This window comes from Microbacterium invictum (assembly GCF_014197265.1).
Lineage (GTDB): Bacteria > Actinomycetota > Actinomycetes > Actinomycetales > Microbacteriaceae > Microbacterium > Microbacterium invictum.
On the sequence record NZ_JACIFH010000001.1, the window covers coordinates 1,299,142 to 1,319,580 of the forward strand.

Sequence of the window (20,439 nt, forward strand, 5' to 3'; positions counted from 1 at the left end):
CGCCACCCATCCCCGCCTGATTCGATGGACAGCGTGAGCACCCACGACGTCGTGAACCAGTCCCCGCCCCGCACCGGCCTCGACGAGTACGGCACCCACACGGCGCTCGTCGAAGCCGTCGAGCGGCACGATGCGGGCTGGGCGCACCATCGGCTGCATCTGACCGGCCAGCGCGTCGGCACGGCATCCTTCCAGCGCGACGCGGCACGCGCGAACCGGCACGAGCCCGTCCTGCACACCCACGACCGGTACGGACACCGCATCGACGAGGTGGAGTACGACGACGCCTACCACCGGATCATCGGCGCCGCCGTCGCCGACGGGGCGCACACCTCGGCGTATGTCGAGCCGCGGCCGGGAGCGAGCGTCGCCCGCGCGGCGACCTTCATGCTCTACGCGCAGATCGAGCCCGGCCACGCGTGCCCGATCTCGATGACGCACTCCGTCGTCCCGGTGCTCCAGCAGCACGCCGAGGTCGGCGCCGCCTGGCTCGACCGCGTGTACGCCACCTCGTACGATCCGGCTCTGCACTCCGGCAAGCACAGCGCCCTGTTCGGCATGGCGATGACCGAGAAACAGGGCGGGTCGGACGTGCGCGCCGGCGCCACCGCCGCGCGTCCACTCGGCGACGGGCGATACAGCCTCACTGGGCACAAGTGGTTCTGCAGCGCCCCGATGTCCGACGCGTTCCTGGTGCTCGCCCAGGCGCCCGGCGGCCTCTCCTGCTTCCTCGTGCCGCGGCTGACCGATGAGGGCGAGCGCAACGGCATCCGCATCCAACGACTCAAGGACAAGCTCGGCAACCGGGCGAACGCCTCGAGCGAGGTCGAGTACGTGGATGCCGTGGGCCGGCTCCTCGGCGACGAAGGCCGCGGCGTGCGCACGATCATCGACATGGTCGCCCGCACTCGCCTCGACTGCGTGTACGGATCGACCGCCGGCATGCGGCAGGCCGTCGCCGAGGCCGCGTGGCACGCCCGGCACCGCGCCGCGTTCGGACGCGCGCTCATCGATCAGCCGGCGATGACGGCCGTGCTGGCCGATCTGCAACTCGAGACCGAGGCGGCCACCGTCACCGCGATGCGGCTGGCGCGGGCGCATGACGAGGACGCCTCGGACACCGAGCGCGCCTTCCGGCGCCTCGCCACCGCCGTGTCGAAGTACTGGATCTGCAAGCGCGGTCCCGGGCACGCCTACGAGGCACTCGAATGCTTGGGCGGCAACGGCTACACCGAGGAGTTCCCGCTCGCGATGCGCTACCGCGAGCAGCCGGTGATGGCGGTGTGGGAGGGCTCGGGAAACGTCATCGCCCTCGACGTGCTGCGCGCGATAGCCCGCGAGCCGGCGTCGCTCGAGGCGTTCGACGCCGAGGTGTCGCTCGCCCGCGGCGCAGATGCGCGCCTGGACGCCCACCTCGACCGGACCCGGCGAATGGTCGCGGACGTCGCGGCGGATGTGGAACCGGATGCCGGTGCCCGCGGCCTCGTCACCGCGCTCGCCCTCGCACTGCAGGCCTCACTGCTCGTACGTTTCGCGCCGGCCGCCGTCGCCGATGCGTTCACGGCGACGCGACTGGGCGACGCGGCATCCCTCGGTCTCTACGGCGCGCTCCCTGGTGGGGTGGATGCCGCGGCCATCGCCGCCCGCATCTGACGCGGACGGGGCGCGTGAACCATCGGCGCCGCGGCACCCCAGCGACCCGACGAACCGAATCGGGGTCACCTGTTGCCGCCTCACCCGGCCCGACCCGGCCACACGCGACCCCACTGTCGATCGCGGGCTCAAGACGAGGAACTACGCGCGCACGAGCGCGTCGACCAGGCGCGCGGCGTCGCCGGGCTGGCCCGCCCTGCCGCTCAGCGCCTTGAGCAGCACGGCGCCGACGAGCGCCTCGCTCAGCTCGACCACGGGGGCATCGGCCGGCAGCTGCCCGGCCGCGACGCCTGCGGTCAGCCGCGTGGTCACCGACTCCGCGCCGCCGAGACTGTCACGCAGCCGTGCGCCGATCTCGACGTTCGCCGTCGCCGCGGCGACCAGCGACGTGACCAGTCCGCGCCCGGTCGGCTCGTCCATCAGCGCGAAGATCTGCTCCACCCAGCCGACGAGGTCGCCGCGCAGATCGCCGGTGTCGGGCAGCGTGAGCTGCCCGGGCAGCAGGCGCCCCTCGAGCAGGCACTCCGCGACCAGCGCACTCTTGGTGGGCCACCAGCGGTAGATCGTCTGCTTGCCCACACCCGCCTCGGCGGCGATGCCCTCGATCGTCAGCTGCTCATACCCGCGCTCGGCGAACAGCTGCGCGGTCGCAGCGAGAATCGCCTGCCGCGCGGCCTCGCTGCGCGGCGCACCGCGGCGCTGTTCCGACATGTTCACATCGTATTCGGCAATTGCAAGACGGCGCGTTGCGTATTATTAGTCGGCCACCATTCGGCTGCTCGGCGTCGGGCTCGCGTTCGGCGTGCTGCTCGACGCATTCGTGGTGCGCCTGCTGCTCATGCCCGCGCTCATGCACCTGCTCGGCGCGTCGGCCTGGTGGTTCCCGCGCCGGCTCGACCGGATCGTGCCGAACGTCGAGGGTGCCACGCTGGAGCGCCGCCACCACCTGCGCTGAGAAGCCGGCGCGCCGCTCGGTCTGGGGAAACCGAACGGCGCGCCATCACGGAGAACGATCCGGTTTCGCGATCATGCGCGAGGTCCTGACGCCGCTCTGGGGGAAGCGGGCCGGCGCACCGGATGCCGTTACAGCTCCCACGGTACGACCGCCGATCCGCAGGCGACAGTGCCCGGTTTTCAGATGATGAAGCCCCGGGGTTACGCCGACGAGTCGCCGAGCTGTTCGGCGCCGAGTCGCAGCGACAGGCGATTCGCGATCGTGCGCAGCCGCGCGGCGAGCTCGTCGGGGCTCCCTTCGACCGTGTGGGTCGGCAAGGAGACGGCGAGGGATGCCATGACCCCCGGCGCCCGGACCGGCACGGCCAGGCAGGTGAAGCCGATGGCGTACTCCTGGCGGTCGAGGACGGGACCGACGGGCTGCTCGAGCTGCTGCAGCAAGAGCCGGCGGTCGCTGATCGTGTACGGCGTGAGCTCTTCGAGGACATGCCGCGACAGGTAGTCGTTGCGCTCGTCCTGCGACAGCTCGGCGAGGATCTGCTTGCCGAGCGCGGTGGCATGCGCGCTCGAGTGCAGCCCGACCCACAACTCGACCCGCGGGCTGGACTTCGCATCGACGATGTCGACGAGATGCACCTCGCCGTCGTCGTAGCGCGAGAGGTAGGCGGTCGCACCCAGGCCGTCGGCGACCTCCCGCAGCGACTCGCGCACGCGCGCGACGAAGACCCCGGAGCTCTGCTCGGGCACCCCGAGGAACCGCGATCCGAGCACGAGTCCGTCGGGCTCAGCGGTGAGATACCCCTCGCGCAGCAGCGTGCGCACGAGGTTGTAGGTCGTGCCGAGCGTGAGGCCCGCCACGTGCGCGAGGGATTTCGCGGTGACCGGTCGGGGTGCGTTGGCGACGATGTCGACCAGTCGCAGGGCGCGCTGAACCGAGGCGATCAGCGTCTCGCCGTGCCCCCGCACATCTGAGCTCATCATCGGCTCCCCCGTGTCATCAGGATAGGGCCCCGGGCGCCGGCGCGGGAGGTCGACTTCTCATCCGGCGGCTCCGCCGATCCTCCCCGGCAGGTTCGGACGCGCGCGGAGGATGTCAACCCCCGTGCGACCCGCTCCGGCAGTCCCGTACCGTGCACACGACAGCCGACCTATCGAACGGAGATGAGTGAGAACGATGGCGACTTTGACTGGAAAGAATGTGGCGTTCCTGGCGACGAACGGGTTCGAAGACAGCGAGCTGACCTCGCCCTGGTCTGCGGTGGTGGATGCCGGTGCCACGGCGACGCTGGTCTCGCCGGCGAGCGGATCGATCGAGGGCAAGAAGGGCCACTCCCAGCAGGTCGAGCTGGCCGCCGCAGATGCGCGGGCCGACGACTTCGACGCGCTGATCCTGCCCGGTGGGGTCGTCAACGGCGACCACCTGCGGATGGATGGCGACTCGATCGCGTTCGCCAAGGCGTTCTTCGAGCAGCACAAGCCCGTCGGGGCCATCTGCCACGCCGCGTGGATCCTCGTCGAGGCGGGCGTCGTCGACGGTCGTACGATGACCAGCTATCCGAGCCTGCAGACCGACCTCCGCAATGCCGGAGCCGACTGGGTCGACGAAGAGGTGGTGGTCGACGCGGGCTTCGTCACGAGCCGGAACCCCGACGATCTGCCGGCATTCAACGCGAAACTCGTCGAGGAGATCGCCGAGGGCCCGCATCGGGACCAGACGGCCTGACTCGACCACGTGCGCGCCGGTGGCGGAGACCTCAGCCCTCTCCGCCGCCGGCGCTTTCGGTCGAACAGGAGCGGATCGACTGGGAGTGGGCGACCGCACGCCTCGGTGACGCCTGACAGGTGCGCCCGTCAGTGCGAGCCGTCGTCGGCCGTGCCGTCGAGCGCGAGGTCAGGATCGACGTCGGTCGACTCACCGGCGCCGAAGCCCTCTTCGGGACGATCGGGGCGCGGGGGCGTCTCGGTGTCGCCTTCATCCGGCAGCGAGGGCTCCTGGGGAAGCCCGGTATCCGGGTCGAGCGGAGTCTGGTCGGGGGTGCTCATGCTGAGATCCTTTCGTCAGGTCCGTCGAGCGTGCGCGCCGGGGCGCGACCGGCACACGGTCTTGACGCTGCGCCGGCACGGGTGTAGCGATCGTGCGTGCGTCAACCCCGTGGCATCCATTCGACGACGCTTCTAAGGTGACGTGCATGGCGAAAGACGATGCGGTCACACTCGATGTCGGCGACCATGAGGTGCGCATCACGCACCCCGGCAAGATCGTCTTCCGCGAGGTCGGGTTGACCAAGCGCGATCTCATCGACTACTACCTCGCGGTCGCCGATGGTGCCCTGCGCGGCGCCGCCGACCGACCGATGGTGCTCAAGCGCTTCGTGAAGGGCATCGACCGGGAAGCCTTCTTCCAGAAGCGCGTGCCCGAGAACCACCCCGAATTCATCCAGACCGCGACGCTCGAGTACGCGTCGGGGACGAGCGCCGAAGAGACCGTGATCCGGGATGCCGCGGGCTTGGCCTGGGTCGTCAATCTCGGCTGCATCGATCTGAACCCGCATCCGGTGCGCGCGCGGGACCTGGACCATCCCGACGAGCTGCGCATCGACCTCGACCCCATGCCGGGGGTCGACTGGGCGCAGATCGTCGACGTCGCGTTCATCGCCCGGGATGTACTCGGCGACGTGGGGCTGGCCGGCTGGCCGAAGACGAGCGGGTCGCGCGGGATCCACATTCTCGTGCGGCTCCAGCCGGACTGGGAGTACCCGGACGTGCGGCTGGCTGCGCAGACGCTCGCGCGTGAGGTCGAGACCCGGGCGCCCGGGCTCGCGACCGCGCACTGGTGGAAGGAGGAGCGCGGCGAGAGCGTGTTCGTCGACTTCAATCAGAACGCGAAGGACCGGACGGTCGCATCCGCGTACTCGGTGCGGCCGCTGCCCGATGCGCGGGTGTCGACGCCCCTGGGGTGGGACGAGCTGCGTGAGCGCCGGCCCGAGGAGTTCACCGTGCGCACGGTGCCGGATCGGTTCGCGTCCGCGGGTGACCCGCACGCGGGGATGGATGACGCGGCAGGGTCTCTGGACGGGCTGCTCGCGCTCGCCGCCGAGCTGGGCCCGGCCGAGCGCGCACCGCGCGGCGACGGGTCGGGCAGACGACGGTCGACGATGCCGCTGATCGAGATCGCGCGGGCGAAGACGAAGGATGAGGCGCTGGCGGGACTGGAGCGGTGGAAACAGCGGCATCCGGATGTCGTGGACCAGCTCTCCCCCGCCGACGTCCTCGTCGACGGCATGCGCGGGTCGAGCTCGCTCTGGTACCGGATCCGCGTGAACCTGCAGCATGTGCCCGCGGGCGAGCGCCCGTCGCAGGAGCCGCTCGAGGTCGACTACGACCCGTGGGCGGGGCGCGGGTGACGGTCCCCGCACCACCCCGATCCGAACGGTCCCGACAGACCCGCGCGAACCCGGGTAGTCATTGCCGGCGGCTGAAGCGGGCGAACCGCTGCCTGTCCGACTCCCTCTTGGGTGCTGTCTCGCCGCGGTCGGCGTCAGGGGTGATGTGAGTCGCACTCGCGCCGACGAACTCGCCGAGCGCGCTGGGCGTGGGCAGATCCACCCACAGCCGGATGCTCCCGGTCGCCGGGCCGACACCGTTCACGATCGCCGCGCCTCCCATCCGGTCGAGGAATGGCCCCGTCTCCCCCGCTTCGCGGGTCGGCAGATAGCCCACGCCGCGCCCGTTGGAGAATACGGCGACGTCGGCCACCTCGCGCGAACCGTCAGGCTCACGGCGAAGCACATAGGCGCGTCGCTCACGCCCCTGACGCTCGCGATCGTTCACGAGATAGTGAGTCCGCTCCAATGCGACCGCGCGCGAGGACAGCTGCCGGAGATCGGGCAGGTCGTCATGACGCCGGATGCGCCCTGTCAGGACGTGAACGAACTCTTCCCACCATGCGGGCATGAATACCCTCCCCTCGGTTGATATGCCATCACCGAGGCGGAGCACGTTCCCACTGTCTCACGCCGTGCTGTGGGAGCCCTGACCGGCGCTCTCACACCCTCGCGGCCACTTAGTTGCCGGCGAGGCGAGCAGAGCGCATCCGCGCAGACGTCATCGTTCGATGGGTTGTCCTCGATCGCATCGAAATCGATCAGAGTCACTCATTCGGCAGGACTTCTGCGGTCGTGCGTCGCACGTGTGGCCGTTCACGTCAGAGTGGCTGCGGGCACCGTCTGAGAGATAGTGACAAGCCCAGCGACGCGATACTGCTCGTATGCGCTCAGCTGAATCATGTGTAGGCCGCCGACCGCTTCGACCGGGATGAGATAGCACTCGAGGTCGGCGTTGATGATGAAGAAGTCGTCGATCTCGTCTGGGTCATAGGTCGTGCGTTCGCCATGCGTGGTCGACAGATACACCTGCCACTTGTCGCTTCTTCGGGACGTCGTCGTCTTCACCTGGACCCGACGCATGCCATGGACGGTGTGGACGATCAGATCGAACCGGCTCGGCTCGAGCGGCCAGGACACGTCGTGGCCCGACAGCGTGTACCAGGACGCCGCGAGCAGAGCGCCGGCACGGCCGAGACGGTGAAGATCCAGCTTGGGCGACGGACGAGCATCTGCTGGTATCGGGGTCAGGTGCGACACATCGAGCTCCAAGCGCGCGGCGTGGCCTTTGACAATGGAAACGGCCGATCGCCCGGTGAGTCCCAACGCATCGACGACTTCGGTCCAACTTGTCTCCGTGGCGACAGCTGACTGCAGCTGCTCCTCGTTCCACCGACGCTGACCTGCGAAGTGCCCATACTCGAGCCCGAGGTGATCGGCGCGGCTCCGCACAGACCTCATAGCGCCCGCGGATGTCGCGACGAGGTTCAGCTCACGCAGGACGCCTCGCCACGAGACCGACGCCGCGATCGCATCGTGCAACTGTTCATCGGTGTATGTCCGCTGTCGGGGCATGCGCCGACGGTACGACGGGGTCCCGACACCGTGCACGCCAACGACGAAAGCCCTGGCGAGATCCTCTATCTCATCAGGGCTTTTCCGTCGGGTTGACAGGATTTGAACCTGCGACCCCCTCACCCCCAGTGAGGTGCGCTACCAAGCTGCGCCACAACCCGTTGCCGTCCGCGTGCGGACAACTCCCCTATCCTACCTGCTCGTCGACCGGCCCGCGAACCGCAGCCCTCGACGATGTCGGCGGCCGGCGCTACCGTCGGATCATGTCTGAGATCAGGATCCGCGAAGCCTCGCCGAGCCGCTTCGCCGATATCGAGCACTCCCTCACGGGCGGGGGCGACGGCGCCTCGTGCATGTGCCAATGGTGGACGCTCACGAACGCCGAGTGGAACGACACCGACGCCGACCAGCGTCGCGAGCTTCTCCGCGACGAAGTGGATGCCGGTCCCCCACCGGGGCTCATCGCGTACGTCGACGGCGAAGCGGCCGGCTGGGTGCGTGTGGCGCCCCGCACCGCTCAGGGCCGCATCCCGCGCATGCGCATCATCAAGGGCTCGAACGAGCCGCTCGATGACGACTCCGTCTGGGCGGTCACCTGCTTCGTCGTGCGGCGGGAGTACCGCCGGCAGGGGCTCAACGCGGCATTACTGACCGCCGCCGTCGACTTTGCGCGACAGCACGGCGCACGCGTCGTCGAGGGCTATCCGTTCGACCTCGCGGTGAAGAAGTCTTCGGCGAACTCGCTCTTCCACGGCACCCTGTCGACCTTCGTCGACGCCGGGTTCAGCGAAGTGGCACGCACCGCTCCCCACCAGCCGATCGTCGCCCTCGCACTCGCCGAGACCTGACACCGGACCGCGTACGATGGGGCAGTCCGCTTACCCGAAGCGAACCGGCCACCGGTACGAAGGAGCACCAGTGACACAGATCGAGACGGCACCGTCGACCCGCACGCGCACGCGCTGGTGGGGCTTCTGGCTCTACGCCGCCGTCTCGCTGTTCCACGTCGCCGCGCTCACCTTCGGCTGGAGCCCCGTCGAGTATCCGTCGAAGCTTGTTCTCATGCCGGCGCTGGCATTCGCCGTCCTCTGGGCGCTGCGCGGCACGCGCTGGTCGCTCGACGCAGCCCTCCTGCTGCTCGCCATCGGATTCTCGTGGCTCGGCGACGGCGCCGCGACCTTCTTCCCCTTCGTCGATGAGACGCTCATCCCGATGCTCGCCTGCTTCGGCATCGCCCACCTGCTCTACATCGCGCTCTTCGTGCGCCCCGCCGCCCGCCGGCCGGTTGCACGATGGTCACTTGTCTACATCGCGTGGTGGATCGGCATGCTGATCCTGCTGTGGCCGCACCTCGGCGGGCTCGCGGTCGCCGTCGCCGTCTATGGGCTCGTACTGGGCGGCACGGCCGCGGCATCCACTCGCGGCAATCTGCTCACGACGGTCGGTGGCGCGTTCTTCCTCGCGTCCGACACGATCCTGTCGATCCGCCTGTTCTGGCCCGACCCGACCCTCTTCGCCGGAGGCTGGGTCATGCTCACCTACACGCTCGGACAGGGCCTGCTCGCGGTCGGACTCGTCACCCTGCTGAGGCGCCAGGACTGATGGACAGCGCCCGCGTCGATGCGTGGCTGTGGGCCGTGCGGATCTACAAGACCCGTTCCGCAGCGACGACGGCCTGCCGCGCCGGCCACGTGCGCGTGAACGGCGAGCGCGCGAAGGCCGCGCAGCCCGTGCGCATCGGCGATGAGCTGCGCGTGCGCATCGCCGGGTTCGACCGGATCCTCGTGGTCAAGAAGCTCCTCATCAAACGCGTGGGCGCGCCCGTCGCGGCCGAGGCCATGGAAGACCGCACTCCGGTGCGCGAGCCGACCGCGAAGCTCGCGGTCCGCGATCGCGGGGCCGGTCGGCCCACGAAGCGCGAGCGCCGCGACATCGACCGTCTCCGCGGGCGCGACTGAAGCGCACGCCCACTGCGGCATACGGGCGTCTGAACCACGGGCAGCGGGTGACCCGGAGCCCGCACCGTCTCACGTCACCGCGAGCGGACCGCGGCGACCCGACGCGCGGCCAGGTCGAGCACCACAAGCCCGACCGCCGCAGCCGTGTAGACGAGCAGGTCGCGGGGATCGAAGACCGTGCCGAGCACGAGCATGATCGGCCAGAACACCGCACCCCACGCCTCCGGCAGGCCGGTCAGCTGGAACAGCTCCACCGCGATGCACCAGACGGCGGTGAGCACTCCGATCCAGAGTGGATGCCAGCGGGGCGCACACACGGCGATGAACAGGTACACGGCGACGACGTAGAGCACGTCGCCCGCGATGTCGCTGCCGGCCGTGTCCGGCAGCACGAAGTGCACCAGCATCCCCGCAGCCACCGTGACGACGATGCCGCAGACCGCGACCAGGCGACGGCGCGAGGTGGGACGTCCGACGACGGCGCCCCCGCTCATCGGCACACCGTGCAGGTGTTCACAGCTGCTCGCGCAGCCACGACACCGGCCGCGCCTGAGCGCCGAGGGCGGTCACCCGCTCGGTCAACTCGCGGTCGCTCGTGACCACGGTGACCTCGCGTCCCGCGGCCGAAGCCGCCTCGGCGTCGGCGACGATCGCGTCGTCGCCGTGCCCCTGAGCACGCACCACCTTCACACCGGTCACGTCCGCCGCATCGCGCGCCGCACCTTCGACCACCACGTGGAACTCGGGGAACCACGTGTCGGCCGGAAGGCCGAGCCCACCGGCATCCATCCCCCGCGCGGCGAGCGTCGCGACACCAGCGAGCAGCCGCGCCGCGGCACCGGCCCGGTCACGCCACCAGCCATCCGGCACCGAGCCGACGACGTTCGCGGCGTCGACCACGACCACGGGCCGCACCGTCAGCAGCTCGCGCAGACCAGGCCACGCCGCGGCGAACCCGGGGTGCAGCGGATACTCGTCGATCCGATCGGCCGGTACCCACGCGAGCTCGCGGCTCTCGGGGTCGCTGATGACGGGCTCGAACGGCACCGTCACGTCGGAGACGACGGTCGCATAGGTCCACACGTCGAGGTCGAGCACGCTGATGAAGCGCGGCGTCACAGCGTCGCGCGGCACCCCCGCCTCTTCGGCCGACTCGCGCAATGCGCCCTCGCACGCCGACTCGCCCTCATGCCGCGCGCCGCCGGGCAGTGCCCACGTGTCGCCGAAGTGACTCCACGACACGCGATGCTGCAGCAGGACGCCGCGGTTCGGGTCCAGTGCCAGCAGGCCGGCCGCACCGAACCGCCCCCAGTACCGTGTGCCGTCCTCGGCGACGACCCACGCGTCCCCCGGATCACGCGGCCCGAGCGGACGCCGCGGCTCGCCGGGAGCGGGGGGAACGATCGTCACCCGTCCAGACTCTCACACGGTCGCCGCGCCGGCCCTACACCCGCTGCAAGAAATGACATCGCACGACACGCGAGGCTGTACACCCTCACAAAGCGACCGTCCTTCATGGATTTTCCACGTGGGCGCACCCTACATATAGGTTTCCCAAGCGCAACGACCACTACATATAGTGGTCACGCGTACCGGTGGTCGGAAGAACGCAGCCAGCCCGAACCCTCAAGGAGAACACCATGCGCACACCGGAATCCCAGCCCCAACCGCGGACGGTCGCGGTCGGAGCGACCGTGAACGAGTACCTCTCGCGTGGCGATTGGCGCGTCAACGCGAACGCCAACCAGGGCTACTCACTGGGCGGCCTCATCCTCAACTCGGCGGGCAAGCTCATCGCCAATTACTGGCTCGACGAGGTCTACGCACCCGAAGCGGGCGTCGCGCACCGCGAGGGCGACCTGCACATCCACGACCTCGACATGTTCGCCGGCTACTGCGCCGGCTGGTCGCTGCGCATGGTTCTCGAACAGGGCTTCAACGGCGCCCCCGGCAAGATCGCCTCATCCCCGCCGAAGCACCTCACCAGCGCCCTCGGCCAGATGGTCAACTTCCTCGGCACGCTGCAGAACGAGTGGGCCGGAGCCCAGGCGTTCAGCTCGTTCGACACGTACCTCGCGCCGTTCGTCCGGCTCGACTCGCTCAGTCACGCGCAGGTCGAACAGGCCATCCAGGAGTTCGTGTTCAACCTCAACGTGCCCTCCCGCTGGGGCACCCAGACGCCGTTCACCAATCTCACCTTCGACTGGACCGTGCCCGACGACCTCGCCGACCAGCATCCACTCATCGGGGGCACCGTGTGCGACTTCACCTACGGCGACCTGACCGAGGAGATGGCCGTCATCAACCGCGCATTCATCGCGGTGATGAGTCAGGGCGACGCGGACGGCCGCTCGTTCACCTTCCCGATCCCGACCTACAACATCACGAAGGACTTCGACTGGGACGGCCCGCTCACAGACGGGCTGTTCGCGATGACCGCGGAGTACGGACTGCCCTACTTCCAGAACTTCGTGAACTCCGACCTCGACCCGCACATGATCCGGTCGATGTGCTGCCGGCTGCAGCTCGACCTCACCGAGCTCCTCAAGCGCGGCAACGGCCTGTTCGGCTCGGCCGAGCAGACCGGCTCGCTGGGGGTCGTCACCATCAACTGCGCGCGCCTCGGCTTCGTGCATTCCGGAGACGAGGATGCCGTGTACCGGCGCCTCGACGAGCTGCTCGAGATCGCGCGCGACACCCTCGAGGCAAAGCGCCGCATCATCGACCTGCACATCGACGGCGGCCTGTTCCCGTACACGAAGCGGTATCTCGGCAGCCTCGACAACCATTTCTCCACGATCGGTGTGAACGGCCTCAACGAGTTCGTGCGCAATTTCACCCGGGATGCCGCGGACATCACCTCCCCGGCCGGACGTGAGCTCGTCGGGCGACTGCTCGACCACGTGCGTGCGCGGATGGTCGAGTTCCAAGAGGCCACCGGCAACATGTACAACCTCGAGGCGAGCCCCGCCGAAGGCGCCACCTACCGCCTCGCGAAGTCCGACATCGCCCGGTTCGGCGCGGCCATCGTCCACGCCGGCACCGACGCGAACCCGTACTACACGAACTCTTCGCAGCTGCCCGTCGGCTACACCGACGACCCGTTCGAGGCCATGGAGCTGCAGGAGGCGCTGCAGGGCAAGTACACCGGCGGCACGGTGCTGCATCTGTATATGGGTGAGGCCATGGTCTCGGCCCGCGCCTGCAAGACGCTCGTGCGGCGCTCGCTCGAGGGCTTCCGCCTGCCGTACATCACGGTCACCCCGACGTTCTCGATCTGCCCGCAGCACGGGTACGTATCGGGGCATCACGAGCAGTGCCCCGACTGCGGGTCGGAGTGCGAGGTGTGGACACGCGTGATGGGCTACTTCCGGCCGATCTCGTCGTTCAACATCGGCAAGAAGGGCGAAGCGGCCGAGCGACTGTACTTCGACCAGGCTGCCGTGCTGTCGTCATGACCGCGCAGCACACCGGCGCGGCGGCCTGTCTGAAGGTCGCGGGGATGTCGCGCATGTCGAGCGTCGACTGGCCGGACAGGCTGGTGACCACCGTGTTCCTGCAGGGATGCCCGTGGGACTGCTTCTACTGCCACAACCCCGCGCTCATCGACCCGCGCGCTGCCGGTGCGCTGCCGTGGTCCGAGGTGTGGGCGCACCTGACCAGGCGCGTGGGCCTGCTCGACGGTGTCGTCTTCTCCGGCGGCGAGCCGACCACGCAGCACGCGCTGCTGCCGGCCGTGACGGCGGTGCGCGAGCTCGGGTTCGGTATCGGGCTGCACACCGGCGGCGCCTACCCGAACCGGCTCGCCCCGCTGCTGCCGCTCGTGGACTGGATCGGCTTCGACATCAAGGCCACCGCCACCGGCTACGCGCACGTCGTCGGGCGGCCGGGCGCGGCCGACCGTGCGTGGCGCAGCCTCGAGCTCGTCCTGGCCGAGCAGGCGCGTCGCGCCGGCACGCCGACGCCGCTCGAGTTCGAGGTGCGCACGACGGTGCACTCGGCCGCTGTCGACGAGGACGATCTCACCGAGCTCTCATCCCGGCTGGTGGATGCCGGAGTCCGCACCTGGGCGCTGCAGCGCTTCCGCGACACCGGCACCCGCGATGCGATGCCCCGTGTCACCGCGCCCGGGCGGCGCGTCGACTTCGGCGGCGTGCCGACCGACCGGTTCGAACGCGTGATCGTCCGCTGACAGCGCCGTCACCGGCCGCGGCGCCGGACGCCGACCCCCGCGGTGCCCGGCGCCGCACCCCCAGACCCCCTCGCCGTGCGCGACCACCCGCACGGCGAGGGTCACAGACTCCGAGCGAGGGAGAGCCGGGCACGCCCCGCAGGGCCGCGCGCCGGGGTACAAAAGGATGGGCCGGATGGTGATGGATGCCGGAAGCACCGGCATCCATCGCCTACCGCTGGCGGCGCTCGCGGACCCGCATGTTGGTGATGATCGGCGTGCCCTCGAACCCGAACAGCTCGCGCAGCCGCCGCTGGATGAACCGGCGGTAGCCGGGGTCGAGGAACCCGGTGGTGAACAGCACGAACGTCGGCGGACGGGTCGAGGCCTGCGTGCCGAACAGGATGCGCGGCTGCTTGCCGCCGCGCACCGGGTGCGGGTGCTCGGCGACCAGCTCGGCCAGGAACGCGTTGAACTTGCCCGTCGAGATGCGCTGGTCCCACGATGCGAGCGCGGTCTCCAGCGCCGGGACGAGCTTGTCGAGGTGGCGTCCGGTGCGGGCCGAGAGGTTGACGCGGGGCGCCCACGCGACGTGCGCGAGGTCCTGCTCGATCTCTCGCTCGAGGTACCGGCGCCGGTCCATGTTCTCCATGTCGTCGTCGTTCAGGCGATCCCATTTGTTGAACGCGAGCACGAGAGCTCGGCCCGACTCGAGCACGAGATCGATGATGCGCACGTCCTGCTCACTGAGCGGCTCGCTCACATCGAGGACGACGACGGCGACCTCCGCCTTCTCGAGAGCGGCCGAGGTGCGCAGCGAGGCGTAGAAGTCGGCACCCTGCTGCAGGTGGACGCGGCGACGGATGCCGGCGGTGTCGACCAGCCGCCACAGCTTGCCGCCCAGCTCGACGATCTCGTCCACCGGGTCGCGCGTGGTGCCGGCCAGATCGTTGACGACGACCCGCTCCTCGCCGGCCGCCTTGTTCAGCAGCGACGATTTGCCGACGTTGGGACGACCGAGGATCGCCACGCGGCGCGGACCGCCGAGCTCGTTCTTGGCGACGGCCGAGACCTCGGGCAGCACCTTCATGATCTCGTCGAGGAGGTCGGCGACACCACGACCGTGGATCGCCGAGACCGGGTGCGGCTCGCCGAGTCCGAGGTTCCACAGAGCCGCGGCCTCGGGCTCGTGGCGCTGGTCGTCGATCTTGTTCGCGACGAGGAAGACAGGTTTGCCGCTCTTGCGCAGCAGCCGCACGACCTGCTCGTCGGTCGAGGTGGCGCCGACCATCGCGTCGACGACGAACAGCACGACGTCGCACAGGTCGATCGCGACCTCGGCCTGCAGCGCCACGGACTTGTCGATGCCGCGGGCATCGGGCTCCCAGCCGCCCGTGTCGACGAGGGTGAAGGAGCGGTCCATCCACTCGGCCTTGTATGTCACGCGGTCGCGGGTCACGCCCGGGGTGTCTTCGACGACGGCCTCCCGGCGGCCGAGGATGCGGTTCACGAGCGCGGACTTGCCCACGTTCGGGCGTCCGACGATCGCGACGACCGGCAGCGCCGGCAGCACCTCGACGACCTCTCCCCCGGCGGTGAGGCCCGCGAGCAGCTCGGCGTCTTCCTCATCGAGGTCGTAGTCCGAGAGCGAGCTGCGCAGAGCCGCGGCACGCTGCTCGGCGAGCGTCTCGTCGAGCTCGGCCATCTTCTCTTCGAGGCGGTCGGGGCCGCCTTCGTACTCTTGTTCACCGGTCACGGTGCGCTCCTGTCCCCGCACGGACGACGTCGAGGACGGCGTCCACGGTCTGTGCGAAATCTAGTTCGGTGGAATCCACCACGGTCACGCCGGGTGCGGCGTTGAGGAAGTCGACGACTTTCGCGTCGGAGGCGTCGCGCTGGTGCAGTGCGGCGGCGACCGCGCCGGCGTCCTCGCCGGACAGTTCGGCGCTGCGACGTGCCGCGCGCACCTCGGGGGCGGCGGTCAGCAGGATCCGCACCGGCGCGTCGGGCAGGACGACGGTCGTGATGTCGCGACCCTCGACGATGACGCCGGGGGCATCGGCGGCCGCGACGAGTGAGCGGAACAGCGCGTTGACCGCCTCGCGCACCTCGGGCACGCGTGCCACCCCGCTGACGGCTGCGGAAACCCGCGGCTCACGGATGGCGTCTGTGACGTCGGTCTCGCCGACGCGCACCCAATAGCGGTCGGGGTCGAGCGAGATCGCATAGTCGAAGTCCTCGGTGGCGGCGACCACGACGTCGGCGTCCGCGGTCTCGGCCCCGCGGCTCAGCACGTGCCAGGCCAGCGCGCGGTACGCCGCGCCGGTGTCGAGATAGCCGTAACCGAGGCGGCGCGCGGCCTGCTTGGAGACGCTCGATTTGCCGCTGCCGGCGGGGCCGTCGATCGCGACGGCGACCGGTTCACGTGAGTCAGTCAACAGTGGTGCTCGCAATCTTCCAGCCGCGGGCCTCGAGTCCCTCGACGGCGTGGCGGACGGTGCTCGGGACGACACTGATCTCGGCCAGGCCGAACTGCGCCCCCGGCGAGTGCTCCAGGCGCAGGTCTTCGACGTTGACCTCGAGCTCGCCGAGCTCGCCGAACAGACGCCCCAGCTGGCCGGGGGTGTCGTCGATCATCACGACGATGGTCTCGAAGCGGCGGTTCTGGCCGTGCTTGCCGGGCAGGCGCTCTACGCCCTCGTTGCCGCGGCGGATCGTGTCGGCCACCGCGCGGCGCGCGCCGGGGCTGTCGGGTGCGCGCAGTGCGGACGAGACCACGCGTAGGTCGTCGGCGAGAGCGCCCAGGACGTCGACGACCGGCTCTGCGTTGGCCCCGAGGATCTGCACCCACAGTTCGGGGGCGGATGCCGCGATCCTGGTCGTGTCGCGCAGGCCCTGCCCGGTGAGACGCAGCGACCCGTCGGGGGCGTCGACGAGCCGGGCCGCGAGCAGCGAGGCCACCAGCTGCGGCACGTGCGAGACGAGCGCCACCGACCGGTCGTGCTCTTCGGGCGTCATCTCCAGCGGCGTCGCGCCGAGGTCGAGCGCGAGCCCTTCGACGAGCGCCAGATCGGATGCCGGGGTCTCGTGGTCGCGACAGACGACCCACGGCCGCCCGACGAACAGATCGGCGCGGGCGGCGATCGCTCCGCCCCGCTCGCGACCGGCCATCGGATGCGAGCCGATGTAGTGCGTCAGGTCGACCCCGCGCGCACGCAGGGCGTGGAGCGGCTCGAGCTTGACCGATGCGACGTCGGTGACGACGGCATCCGGAAACGCCCTGAGCTCGCGCTCGACGACATCGGCGATGACATCCGGCGGCACGGCGACGACGATCAGGACGGGCCGGTCGTCGTCGCGGGCGGCACGGCCGGCGCCGTAGTCGATCGCGAGCCGCAGCTGCGAGGGCGACGCGTCGGCGAGGGCGACGTCGACGCCGAGCTGTCCGAGCGCGTGGCCGATGCTCGAGCCGAGCAGGCCCGCGCCGACGACCCGCACCACACCGCTGGTGCGTGCGGCGCGCGTGCGCACCGAGGTGTCGGTCGATTCGGTCACGGTTTCTCCGCGGATCAGGGCTGGGGGTCGGCACCGGGCGAGGGCGCGTCGCGGCGTGCCAGAGTCAGCAGAGCGCCGCGTTCCACTGTAGTCAACTCGCGGGCCCTCCCCGCCGGGAGCGTTCCCAGGTGGAGCGGCCCGAACTGGCGGCGCACGAGCTCACGGACGGGGTGCCCGACGGCGGCCATCATGCGCCGCACGATCCGGTTGCGGCCGGAGTGCAGGGTGAGCTCGACGAGACTCGACTGCCCGGATGCGTCGAGCAGGCGCGCCTTGTCGGCGGCGATCGGTCCGTCGTCCAGTTCGATGCCGGCGGTGAGCTTGGCGATCGTCTGCGGCGTCACCCGGTCCTCCACCTTCGCGATGTACACCTTCGTGACGCCGAACGAGGGGTGGGCGAGCACGTGCGCGAGTCCGCCGTCGTTGGTCAAAACCAGCAGACCGCTCGTCTCGGCATCCAATCGCCCGACGTTGTACAGCCGCTCGGGCCAGTCCTTCGTGAACCGGCGCAGATCCGGCCGGCCCTGATCGTCCTTCATCGACGAGACGACGCCGGTGGGCTTGTTCAGCATGACGTAGCGCTTGGTCGCATCGAGCTGGATGGCGGTTCCGTCCACGTCGACGAGATCGGATTCCGGGTCGACACGCGTGCCCAGCTCGGTCACGACCACGCCGTTGACCCGGACCCGGCCCGCGACGATGTAGTCCTCGCAAACGCGCCGCGAGGCGACACCCGCGTTCGCGAGCACCTTCTGCAACCGCTGCCGGCCTTCGTCCTGGAAACCGCTGTCACTCATCGGAGCACCTCACTGTCGAATCCGTCTGCGCCGTCGTCGAGCAGCGGCGAGATGTGCGGCAGCTCGTCGAGCGAGTTGATGCCCAGGTGGGTCAGCAGCGCATCGGTGGTCTTGTAGTTGATCGCCCCGGTCTCGGAGTCGGTGAACGCCTCGGTGATCAGGCCCCGCGCCACGAGCGTGCGCACGACCGAGTCGACGTTCACGGCGCGGATCGAGGCGACCTGGCTGCGGCTCACGGGCTGCTTGTAGGCGATGACCGCGAGGGTCTCCAGCGCCGCCTGCGAGAGGCGTGACGGGGCCTGCGAATTGACGAACTCCGACACGAGGTCATCGTTCTCCTCGCGCACATACAGGCGCCAGCCGCCGCCGACCTCACGCAGCTCGAAGCCGCGGCGCGGCCCACCGGTCTCACCGTCGTAGTCGGCGACGAGGCCCTCGATCGCCTGGCGCACCGCGGGAACGGGTGCGGCGACCGCGGTGGCGAGGGCGACGAGGCTCTGCGGCTCGTCCACCACCAGCAGGATCGCTTCGAGTCGCCGGGCGACGTCGACCGGTTCGGCCGGCGGTGCGAGGCCGGCCTCGTCGTCGTCGAGGGATGCGTCGTCAGTGGTCATAGTCAGCTCCCAGGGTGGCGAGGTTCTCTTCCGACCACCGTTCGGCGGTCCAGCGCAGGGTGAGCTCGCCCAGCGGCTCGAGCTGTTCGAACGACAGGGCGGCGTGGCGGTACAGCTCGAGGACGGCGAGGAACCGCGCCACCACGATGCCCGGCTGCGCGACCCCGGCGATCAGCTCACGGAAGTTGAGGCTTCCGGCATCACGCAGCAGCGTCACCACGACCGCGGCCTGCTCTCGGATCGACACGAGCGGCGCGTGCAGGTGGTCCAGCCCGACATGCGGGATCTCCTTCGGCGTGAAGGCGAGCAGGGCGATCGCGGCGAAGTCCTCTTTCGACAGCGTCCACACGAGCTCGGGCACGGCACGACGGTACTTCTCGTCGAGGCGCACCGCGCGGACGTGCCGGCGATCCTCCCGCTCGAGGCAGCGGGCGAACCACACCGACACCTCCTTGAACGCGCGGTACTGCAGCAGCCGCGCGAACAGCAGGTCACGGGCTTCGAGCAGCGCCACCGATTCTGCGTCGACGAGCTCGCCCTGGGGCAGGAGGCCCGCGACCTTCATGTCGAGCAGGGTCGCGGCGACCACGAGGAATTCGGAGGCCTGGTCGAGGTCTGCTTCGTCGTCGAGACCCCGCAGGTACGAGATGAACTCGTCGGTGACCTTGCTCAGCGACACCTCGGTGATGTCGAGCTCGTGCTGCGATATGAGACTCAGCAGCAGGTCGAACGGGCCGTCGAAGTTGCCGATCGAGACCTGGAATCCGGATGCCGGTGCGTCGGGCGTCGGGGCTTCCTCGGGCGGGCGCGCCTCGTCGTCAGGCGACGGCGCCACGAGCGACCAGCTCCCGCGCCAGCCGCAGGTAGGCCTGGGCGGCCGGATGCTCGGGCGCGAACTTCGTGATCGGGACCCCCGACACCGAGGCGTCCGGGAACTTGACGGTGCGACCGATCACGGTCTCGAGCACGTCGTCGCCGAACGCGTCGACGACCCGCTCGAGCACCTCGCGCGAGTGCAGCGTGCGCGCGTCGTACATCGTGGCCAGCACGCCGTCGAGCTTGATCGACGGGTTCAACCGGTCGCGGACCTTGTCGATGGTCTCGATCAGCAGCGCAACGCCGCGCAGGGCGAAGAACTCGCACTCGAGCGGGATGAGCACGCCGTGGCTGGCGGTGAGTGCGTTGACGGTGAGCAGGCCCAGTGACGGCTGGCAGTCGATCAGGATGACGTCGTAGTCGTTCGCCACCTTGCGCAGCACCCGGGCGAGGATCGTCTCTCTGGCGACCTCGTTGACGAGGTGCACTTCGGATGCCGACAGGTCGATGTTCGCCGGGAGGATGTCGAGATTCTCGACCGCGGTGCTGACGACGACCTCCTGCGGATCGCGCTTGGAGTCCAGCAGCAGGTCGTAGATCGTCGGGATGTCGTGGGTGGCGATGCCGAGTCCGGCCGACAGCGCGCCCTGCGGGTCGAAGTCGACCGCGAGCACCTTGCGCCCGTACTGCGCGAGCGAGGCGGCCAGGTTGATGGTGGTCGTCGTCTTGCCGACGCCGCCCTTCTGGTTGCACAGCGCGATGATACGCGCGGGGCCGTGACCGTTCAGCTTCGGCGGGGTGGGGAACCCGTGATACGGACGCCCTGTGGGTCCGATCGGGGTGTCACCCTCTGCGGGCTTCTTCGCGCCCTGCTTGCTGCCCGCCACCGGCTCTCCTGCCTTCACCATCTCGCCACTGATTCTAGTCACGACGCGCTCAGGCCCGTCGGCGGCGCTTCGACAG

The 20,439-nt window shown here is 69.8% G+C and carries 22 protein-coding genes, 1 tRNA gene and 1 pseudogene; 9 read left to right on the forward strand and 15 right to left on the reverse strand.

What is annotated here, in order from left to right; genetic code table 11:
* The first annotated feature begins 24 nt into the window (after positions 1–24).
* Complete coding sequence (locus BKA10_RS06295; protein WP_183499113.1) at positions 25–1,653, forward strand: acyl-CoA dehydrogenase family protein; 1,629 nt, start codon at positions 25–27, stop codon at positions 1,651–1,653.
* A 141-nt stretch (positions 1,654–1,794) separates the two neighbouring features.
* On the opposite strand, the gene BKA10_RS06300 is transcribed toward BKA10_RS06295, so the two are convergent.
* The gene (locus tag BKA10_RS06300; protein WP_206686496.1) at positions 1,795–2,364 is read right to left on the reverse strand and encodes a TetR/AcrR family transcriptional regulator; all 570 of its coding nucleotides are present in this window, start codon (positions 2,362–2,364) and stop codon (positions 1,795–1,797) included.
* Positions 2,365–2,413: 49 nt separating this feature from the next.
* On the opposite strand from BKA10_RS06300, the pseudogene BKA10_RS06305 reads away from it, so the two are divergent.
* Positions 2,414–2,608, forward strand: a pseudogene (locus tag BKA10_RS06305) (MMPL family transporter); the annotation flags it as partial.
* Between the two features lie 200 nt (positions 2,609–2,808).
* On the opposite strand, the gene BKA10_RS06310 reads toward BKA10_RS06305, so the two are convergent.
* Positions 2,809–3,585, reverse strand: coding sequence for an IclR family transcriptional regulator (locus BKA10_RS06310; protein ID WP_183499115.1), 777 nt, complete (start codon positions 3,583–3,585; stop codon positions 2,809–2,811).
* A gap of 196 nt (positions 3,586–3,781) precedes the next feature.
* Between BKA10_RS06310 and BKA10_RS06315 the strand changes: the two genes are divergently transcribed.
* A complete protein-coding gene (locus BKA10_RS06315; protein WP_183499116.1) occupies positions 3,782–4,330 on the forward strand; it encodes a type 1 glutamine amidotransferase domain-containing protein in 549 nt (182 codons plus the stop codon).
* 128 nt (positions 4,331–4,458) lie between these two features.
* Here BKA10_RS06315 and BKA10_RS06320 read toward each other — a convergent pair whose 3' ends face one another.
* A complete protein-coding gene (locus BKA10_RS06320) occupies positions 4,459–4,650 on the reverse strand; it encodes a hypothetical protein (RefSeq protein ID WP_183499117.1) in 192 nt (63 codons plus the stop codon).
* A 146-nt stretch (positions 4,651–4,796) separates the two neighbouring features.
* Between BKA10_RS06320 and ligD the strand changes: the two genes are divergently transcribed.
* Positions 4,797–6,011, forward strand: a complete 1,215-nt coding sequence (gene ligD / locus BKA10_RS06325) for a non-homologous end-joining DNA ligase (protein WP_183499118.1) — start codon at positions 4,797–4,799, stop codon at positions 6,009–6,011.
* A 58-nt stretch (positions 6,012–6,069) separates the two neighbouring features.
* Here ligD and BKA10_RS06330 read toward each other — a convergent pair whose 3' ends face one another.
* The 3 genes from BKA10_RS06330 to BKA10_RS06340 all read right to left on the reverse strand — a co-directional run bounded on the left by BKA10_RS06330 (position 6,070) and on the right by BKA10_RS06340 (position 7,726).
* Positions 6,070–6,561, reverse strand: a complete 492-nt coding sequence (locus BKA10_RS06330) for a hypothetical protein (protein WP_241739904.1) — start codon at positions 6,559–6,561, stop codon at positions 6,070–6,072.
* Positions 6,562–6,806: 245 nt separating this feature from the next.
* Complete coding sequence (locus BKA10_RS06335; protein WP_183499119.1) at positions 6,807–7,442, reverse strand: group I intron-associated PD-(D/E)XK endonuclease; 636 nt, start codon at positions 7,440–7,442, stop codon at positions 6,807–6,809.
* 210 nt (positions 7,443–7,652) lie between these two features.
* Positions 7,653–7,726: transfer RNA gene (locus tag BKA10_RS06340), tRNA-Pro, on the reverse strand.
* A 102-nt stretch (positions 7,727–7,828) separates the two neighbouring features.
* Between BKA10_RS06340 and BKA10_RS06345 the strand changes: the two genes are divergently transcribed.
* The 3 genes from BKA10_RS06345 to BKA10_RS06355 all read left to right on the forward strand — a co-directional run bounded on the left by BKA10_RS06345 (position 7,829) and on the right by BKA10_RS06355 (position 9,523).
* The gene (locus tag BKA10_RS06345) at positions 7,829–8,413 is read left to right on the forward strand and encodes a GNAT family N-acetyltransferase (RefSeq protein ID WP_183499120.1); all 585 of its coding nucleotides are present in this window, start codon (positions 7,829–7,831) and stop codon (positions 8,411–8,413) included.
* Between the two features lie 70 nt (positions 8,414–8,483).
* Positions 8,484–9,167, forward strand: a complete 684-nt coding sequence (locus BKA10_RS06350) for a lysoplasmalogenase family protein (RefSeq protein WP_248198918.1) — start codon at positions 8,484–8,486, stop codon at positions 9,165–9,167.
* Positions 9,167–9,523 carry an RNA-binding S4 domain-containing protein gene (locus BKA10_RS06355; protein ID WP_183499122.1) on the forward strand — a complete coding sequence of 119 codons (357 nt, stop codon included), beginning with the start codon at positions 9,167–9,169 and terminating at the stop codon, positions 9,521–9,523. Before BKA10_RS06350 ends, BKA10_RS06355 begins: the two co-directional genes overlap by 1 nt.
* A gap of 74 nt (positions 9,524–9,597) precedes the next feature.
* On the opposite strand, the gene BKA10_RS06360 is transcribed toward BKA10_RS06355, so the two are convergent.
* Together BKA10_RS06360 and BKA10_RS06365 are read right to left on the reverse strand one after the other, a co-directional pair.
* A complete protein-coding gene (locus BKA10_RS06360; RefSeq protein WP_183499123.1) occupies positions 9,598–10,017 on the reverse strand; it encodes a ribosomal maturation YjgA family protein in 420 nt (139 codons plus the stop codon).
* A 19-nt stretch (positions 10,018–10,036) separates the two neighbouring features.
* Positions 10,037–10,933, reverse strand: coding sequence for an NUDIX domain-containing protein (locus BKA10_RS06365; protein WP_183499124.1), 897 nt, complete (start codon positions 10,931–10,933; stop codon positions 10,037–10,039).
* Positions 10,934–11,163: 230 nt separating this feature from the next.
* Between BKA10_RS06365 and BKA10_RS06370 the strand changes: the two genes are divergently transcribed.
* Positions 11,164–12,981, forward strand: a complete 1,818-nt coding sequence (locus BKA10_RS06370) for a ribonucleoside triphosphate reductase (RefSeq protein ID WP_183499125.1) — start codon at positions 11,164–11,166, stop codon at positions 12,979–12,981.
* The gene (locus BKA10_RS06375) at positions 12,978–13,715 is read left to right on the forward strand and encodes an anaerobic ribonucleoside-triphosphate reductase activating protein (RefSeq protein ID WP_183499126.1); all 738 of its coding nucleotides are present in this window, start codon (positions 12,978–12,980) and stop codon (positions 13,713–13,715) included. Before BKA10_RS06370 ends, BKA10_RS06375 begins: the two co-directional genes overlap by 4 nt.
* A gap of 211 nt (positions 13,716–13,926) precedes the next feature.
* Here BKA10_RS06375 and der read toward each other — a convergent pair whose 3' ends face one another.
* From der to BKA10_RS06410, 7 genes are read right to left on the reverse strand one after another with little or no spacing between them, the layout of a single operon-like run.
* Complete coding sequence (gene der, locus BKA10_RS06380) at positions 13,927–15,399, reverse strand: ribosome biogenesis GTPase Der (RefSeq protein WP_183501080.1); 1,473 nt, start codon at positions 15,397–15,399, stop codon at positions 13,927–13,929.
* Positions 15,400–15,439: 40 nt separating this feature from the next.
* Positions 15,440–16,135: a (d)CMP kinase gene (gene cmk / locus BKA10_RS06385; protein ID WP_372491418.1), complete on the reverse strand. Its 696-nt coding sequence runs from the start codon at positions 16,133–16,135 to the stop codon at positions 15,440–15,442.
* Positions 16,125–17,249 (reverse strand): prephenate dehydrogenase, encoded by a 1,125-nt coding sequence (locus BKA10_RS06390; protein ID WP_183499128.1) that lies wholly within the window; start codon positions 17,247–17,249, stop codon positions 16,125–16,127. The genes cmk and BKA10_RS06390 overlap by 11 nt, the downstream gene beginning before the upstream one ends.
* Positions 17,250–17,263: 14 nt before the next feature.
* A complete protein-coding gene (locus tag BKA10_RS06395) occupies positions 17,264–18,046 on the reverse strand; it encodes a pseudouridine synthase (RefSeq protein ID WP_183499129.1) in 783 nt (260 codons plus the stop codon).
* Entirely contained in the window at positions 18,043–18,660 is a 618-nt protein-coding gene (gene scpB, locus BKA10_RS06400; RefSeq protein ID WP_183499130.1) for an SMC-Scp complex subunit ScpB, read from the reverse strand. Before scpB ends, BKA10_RS06395 begins: the two co-directional genes overlap by 4 nt.
* Positions 18,650–19,495, reverse strand: coding sequence for a segregation/condensation protein A (locus BKA10_RS06405; RefSeq protein WP_183499131.1), 846 nt, complete (start codon positions 19,493–19,495; stop codon positions 18,650–18,652). Before BKA10_RS06405 ends, scpB begins: the two co-directional genes overlap by 11 nt.
* On the reverse strand, positions 19,479–20,384 hold the full coding sequence (locus BKA10_RS06410) for a ParA family protein (RefSeq protein ID WP_206686495.1): 906 nt from the start codon (positions 20,382–20,384) through the stop codon (positions 19,479–19,481). The genes BKA10_RS06405 and BKA10_RS06410 overlap by 17 nt, the downstream gene beginning before the upstream one ends.
* Between the last annotated feature and the right edge of the window lie 55 nt (positions 20,385–20,439).

Coding starts and splice junctions, on each gene's coding strand:
- BKA10_RS06310 (WP_183499115.1), bottom strand. CDS start 3,585: ATGAGCTCAGATGTGCGGGGGCACGGCGAGACGCTGATCGCCTCGGTT.
- BKA10_RS06345 (WP_183499120.1), top strand. CDS start 7,829: ATGTCTGAGATCAGGATCCGCGAAGCCTCGCCGAGCCGCTTCGCCGAT.
- BKA10_RS06395 (WP_183499129.1), bottom strand. CDS start 18,046: ATGAGTGACAGCGGTTTCCAGGACGAAGGCCGGCAGCGGTTGCAGAAG.
- BKA10_RS06355 (WP_183499122.1), top strand. CDS start 9,167: ATGGACAGCGCCCGCGTCGATGCGTGGCTGTGGGCCGTGCGGATCTAC.
- BKA10_RS06320 (WP_183499117.1), bottom strand. CDS start 4,650: ATGAGCACCCCCGACCAGACTCCGCTCGACCCGGATACCGGGCTTCCC.
- BKA10_RS06375 (WP_183499126.1), top strand. CDS start 12,978: ATGACCGCGCAGCACACCGGCGCGGCGGCCTGTCTGAAGGTCGCGGGG.
- BKA10_RS06360 (WP_183499123.1), bottom strand. CDS start 10,017: ATGAGCGGGGGCGCCGTCGTCGGACGTCCCACCTCGCGCCGTCGCCTG.
- BKA10_RS06370 (WP_183499125.1), top strand. CDS start 11,164: ATGCGCACACCGGAATCCCAGCCCCAACCGCGGACGGTCGCGGTCGGA.
- BKA10_RS06315 (WP_183499116.1), top strand. CDS start 3,782: ATGGCGACTTTGACTGGAAAGAATGTGGCGTTCCTGGCGACGAACGGG.
- BKA10_RS06410 (WP_206686495.1), bottom strand. CDS start 20,384: ATGGTGAAGGCAGGAGAGCCGGTGGCGGGCAGCAAGCAGGGCGCGAAG.
- scpB (WP_183499130.1), bottom strand. CDS start 18,660: ATGACCACTGACGACGCATCCCTCGACGACGACGAGGCCGGCCTCGCA.
- BKA10_RS06295 (WP_183499113.1), top strand. CDS start 25: ATGGACAGCGTGAGCACCCACGACGTCGTGAACCAGTCCCCGCCCCGC.
- ligD (WP_183499118.1), top strand. CDS start 4,797: ATGGCGAAAGACGATGCGGTCACACTCGATGTCGGCGACCATGAGGTG.
- der (WP_183501080.1), bottom strand. CDS start 15,399: ATGGCCGAGCTCGACGAGACGCTCGCCGAGCAGCGTGCCGCGGCTCTG.
- BKA10_RS06330 (WP_241739904.1), bottom strand. CDS start 6,561: ATGCCCGCATGGTGGGAAGAGTTCGTTCACGTCCTGACAGGGCGCATC.
- BKA10_RS06300 (WP_206686496.1), bottom strand. CDS start 2,364: ATGTCGGAACAGCGCCGCGGTGCGCCGCGCAGCGAGGCCGCGCGGCAG.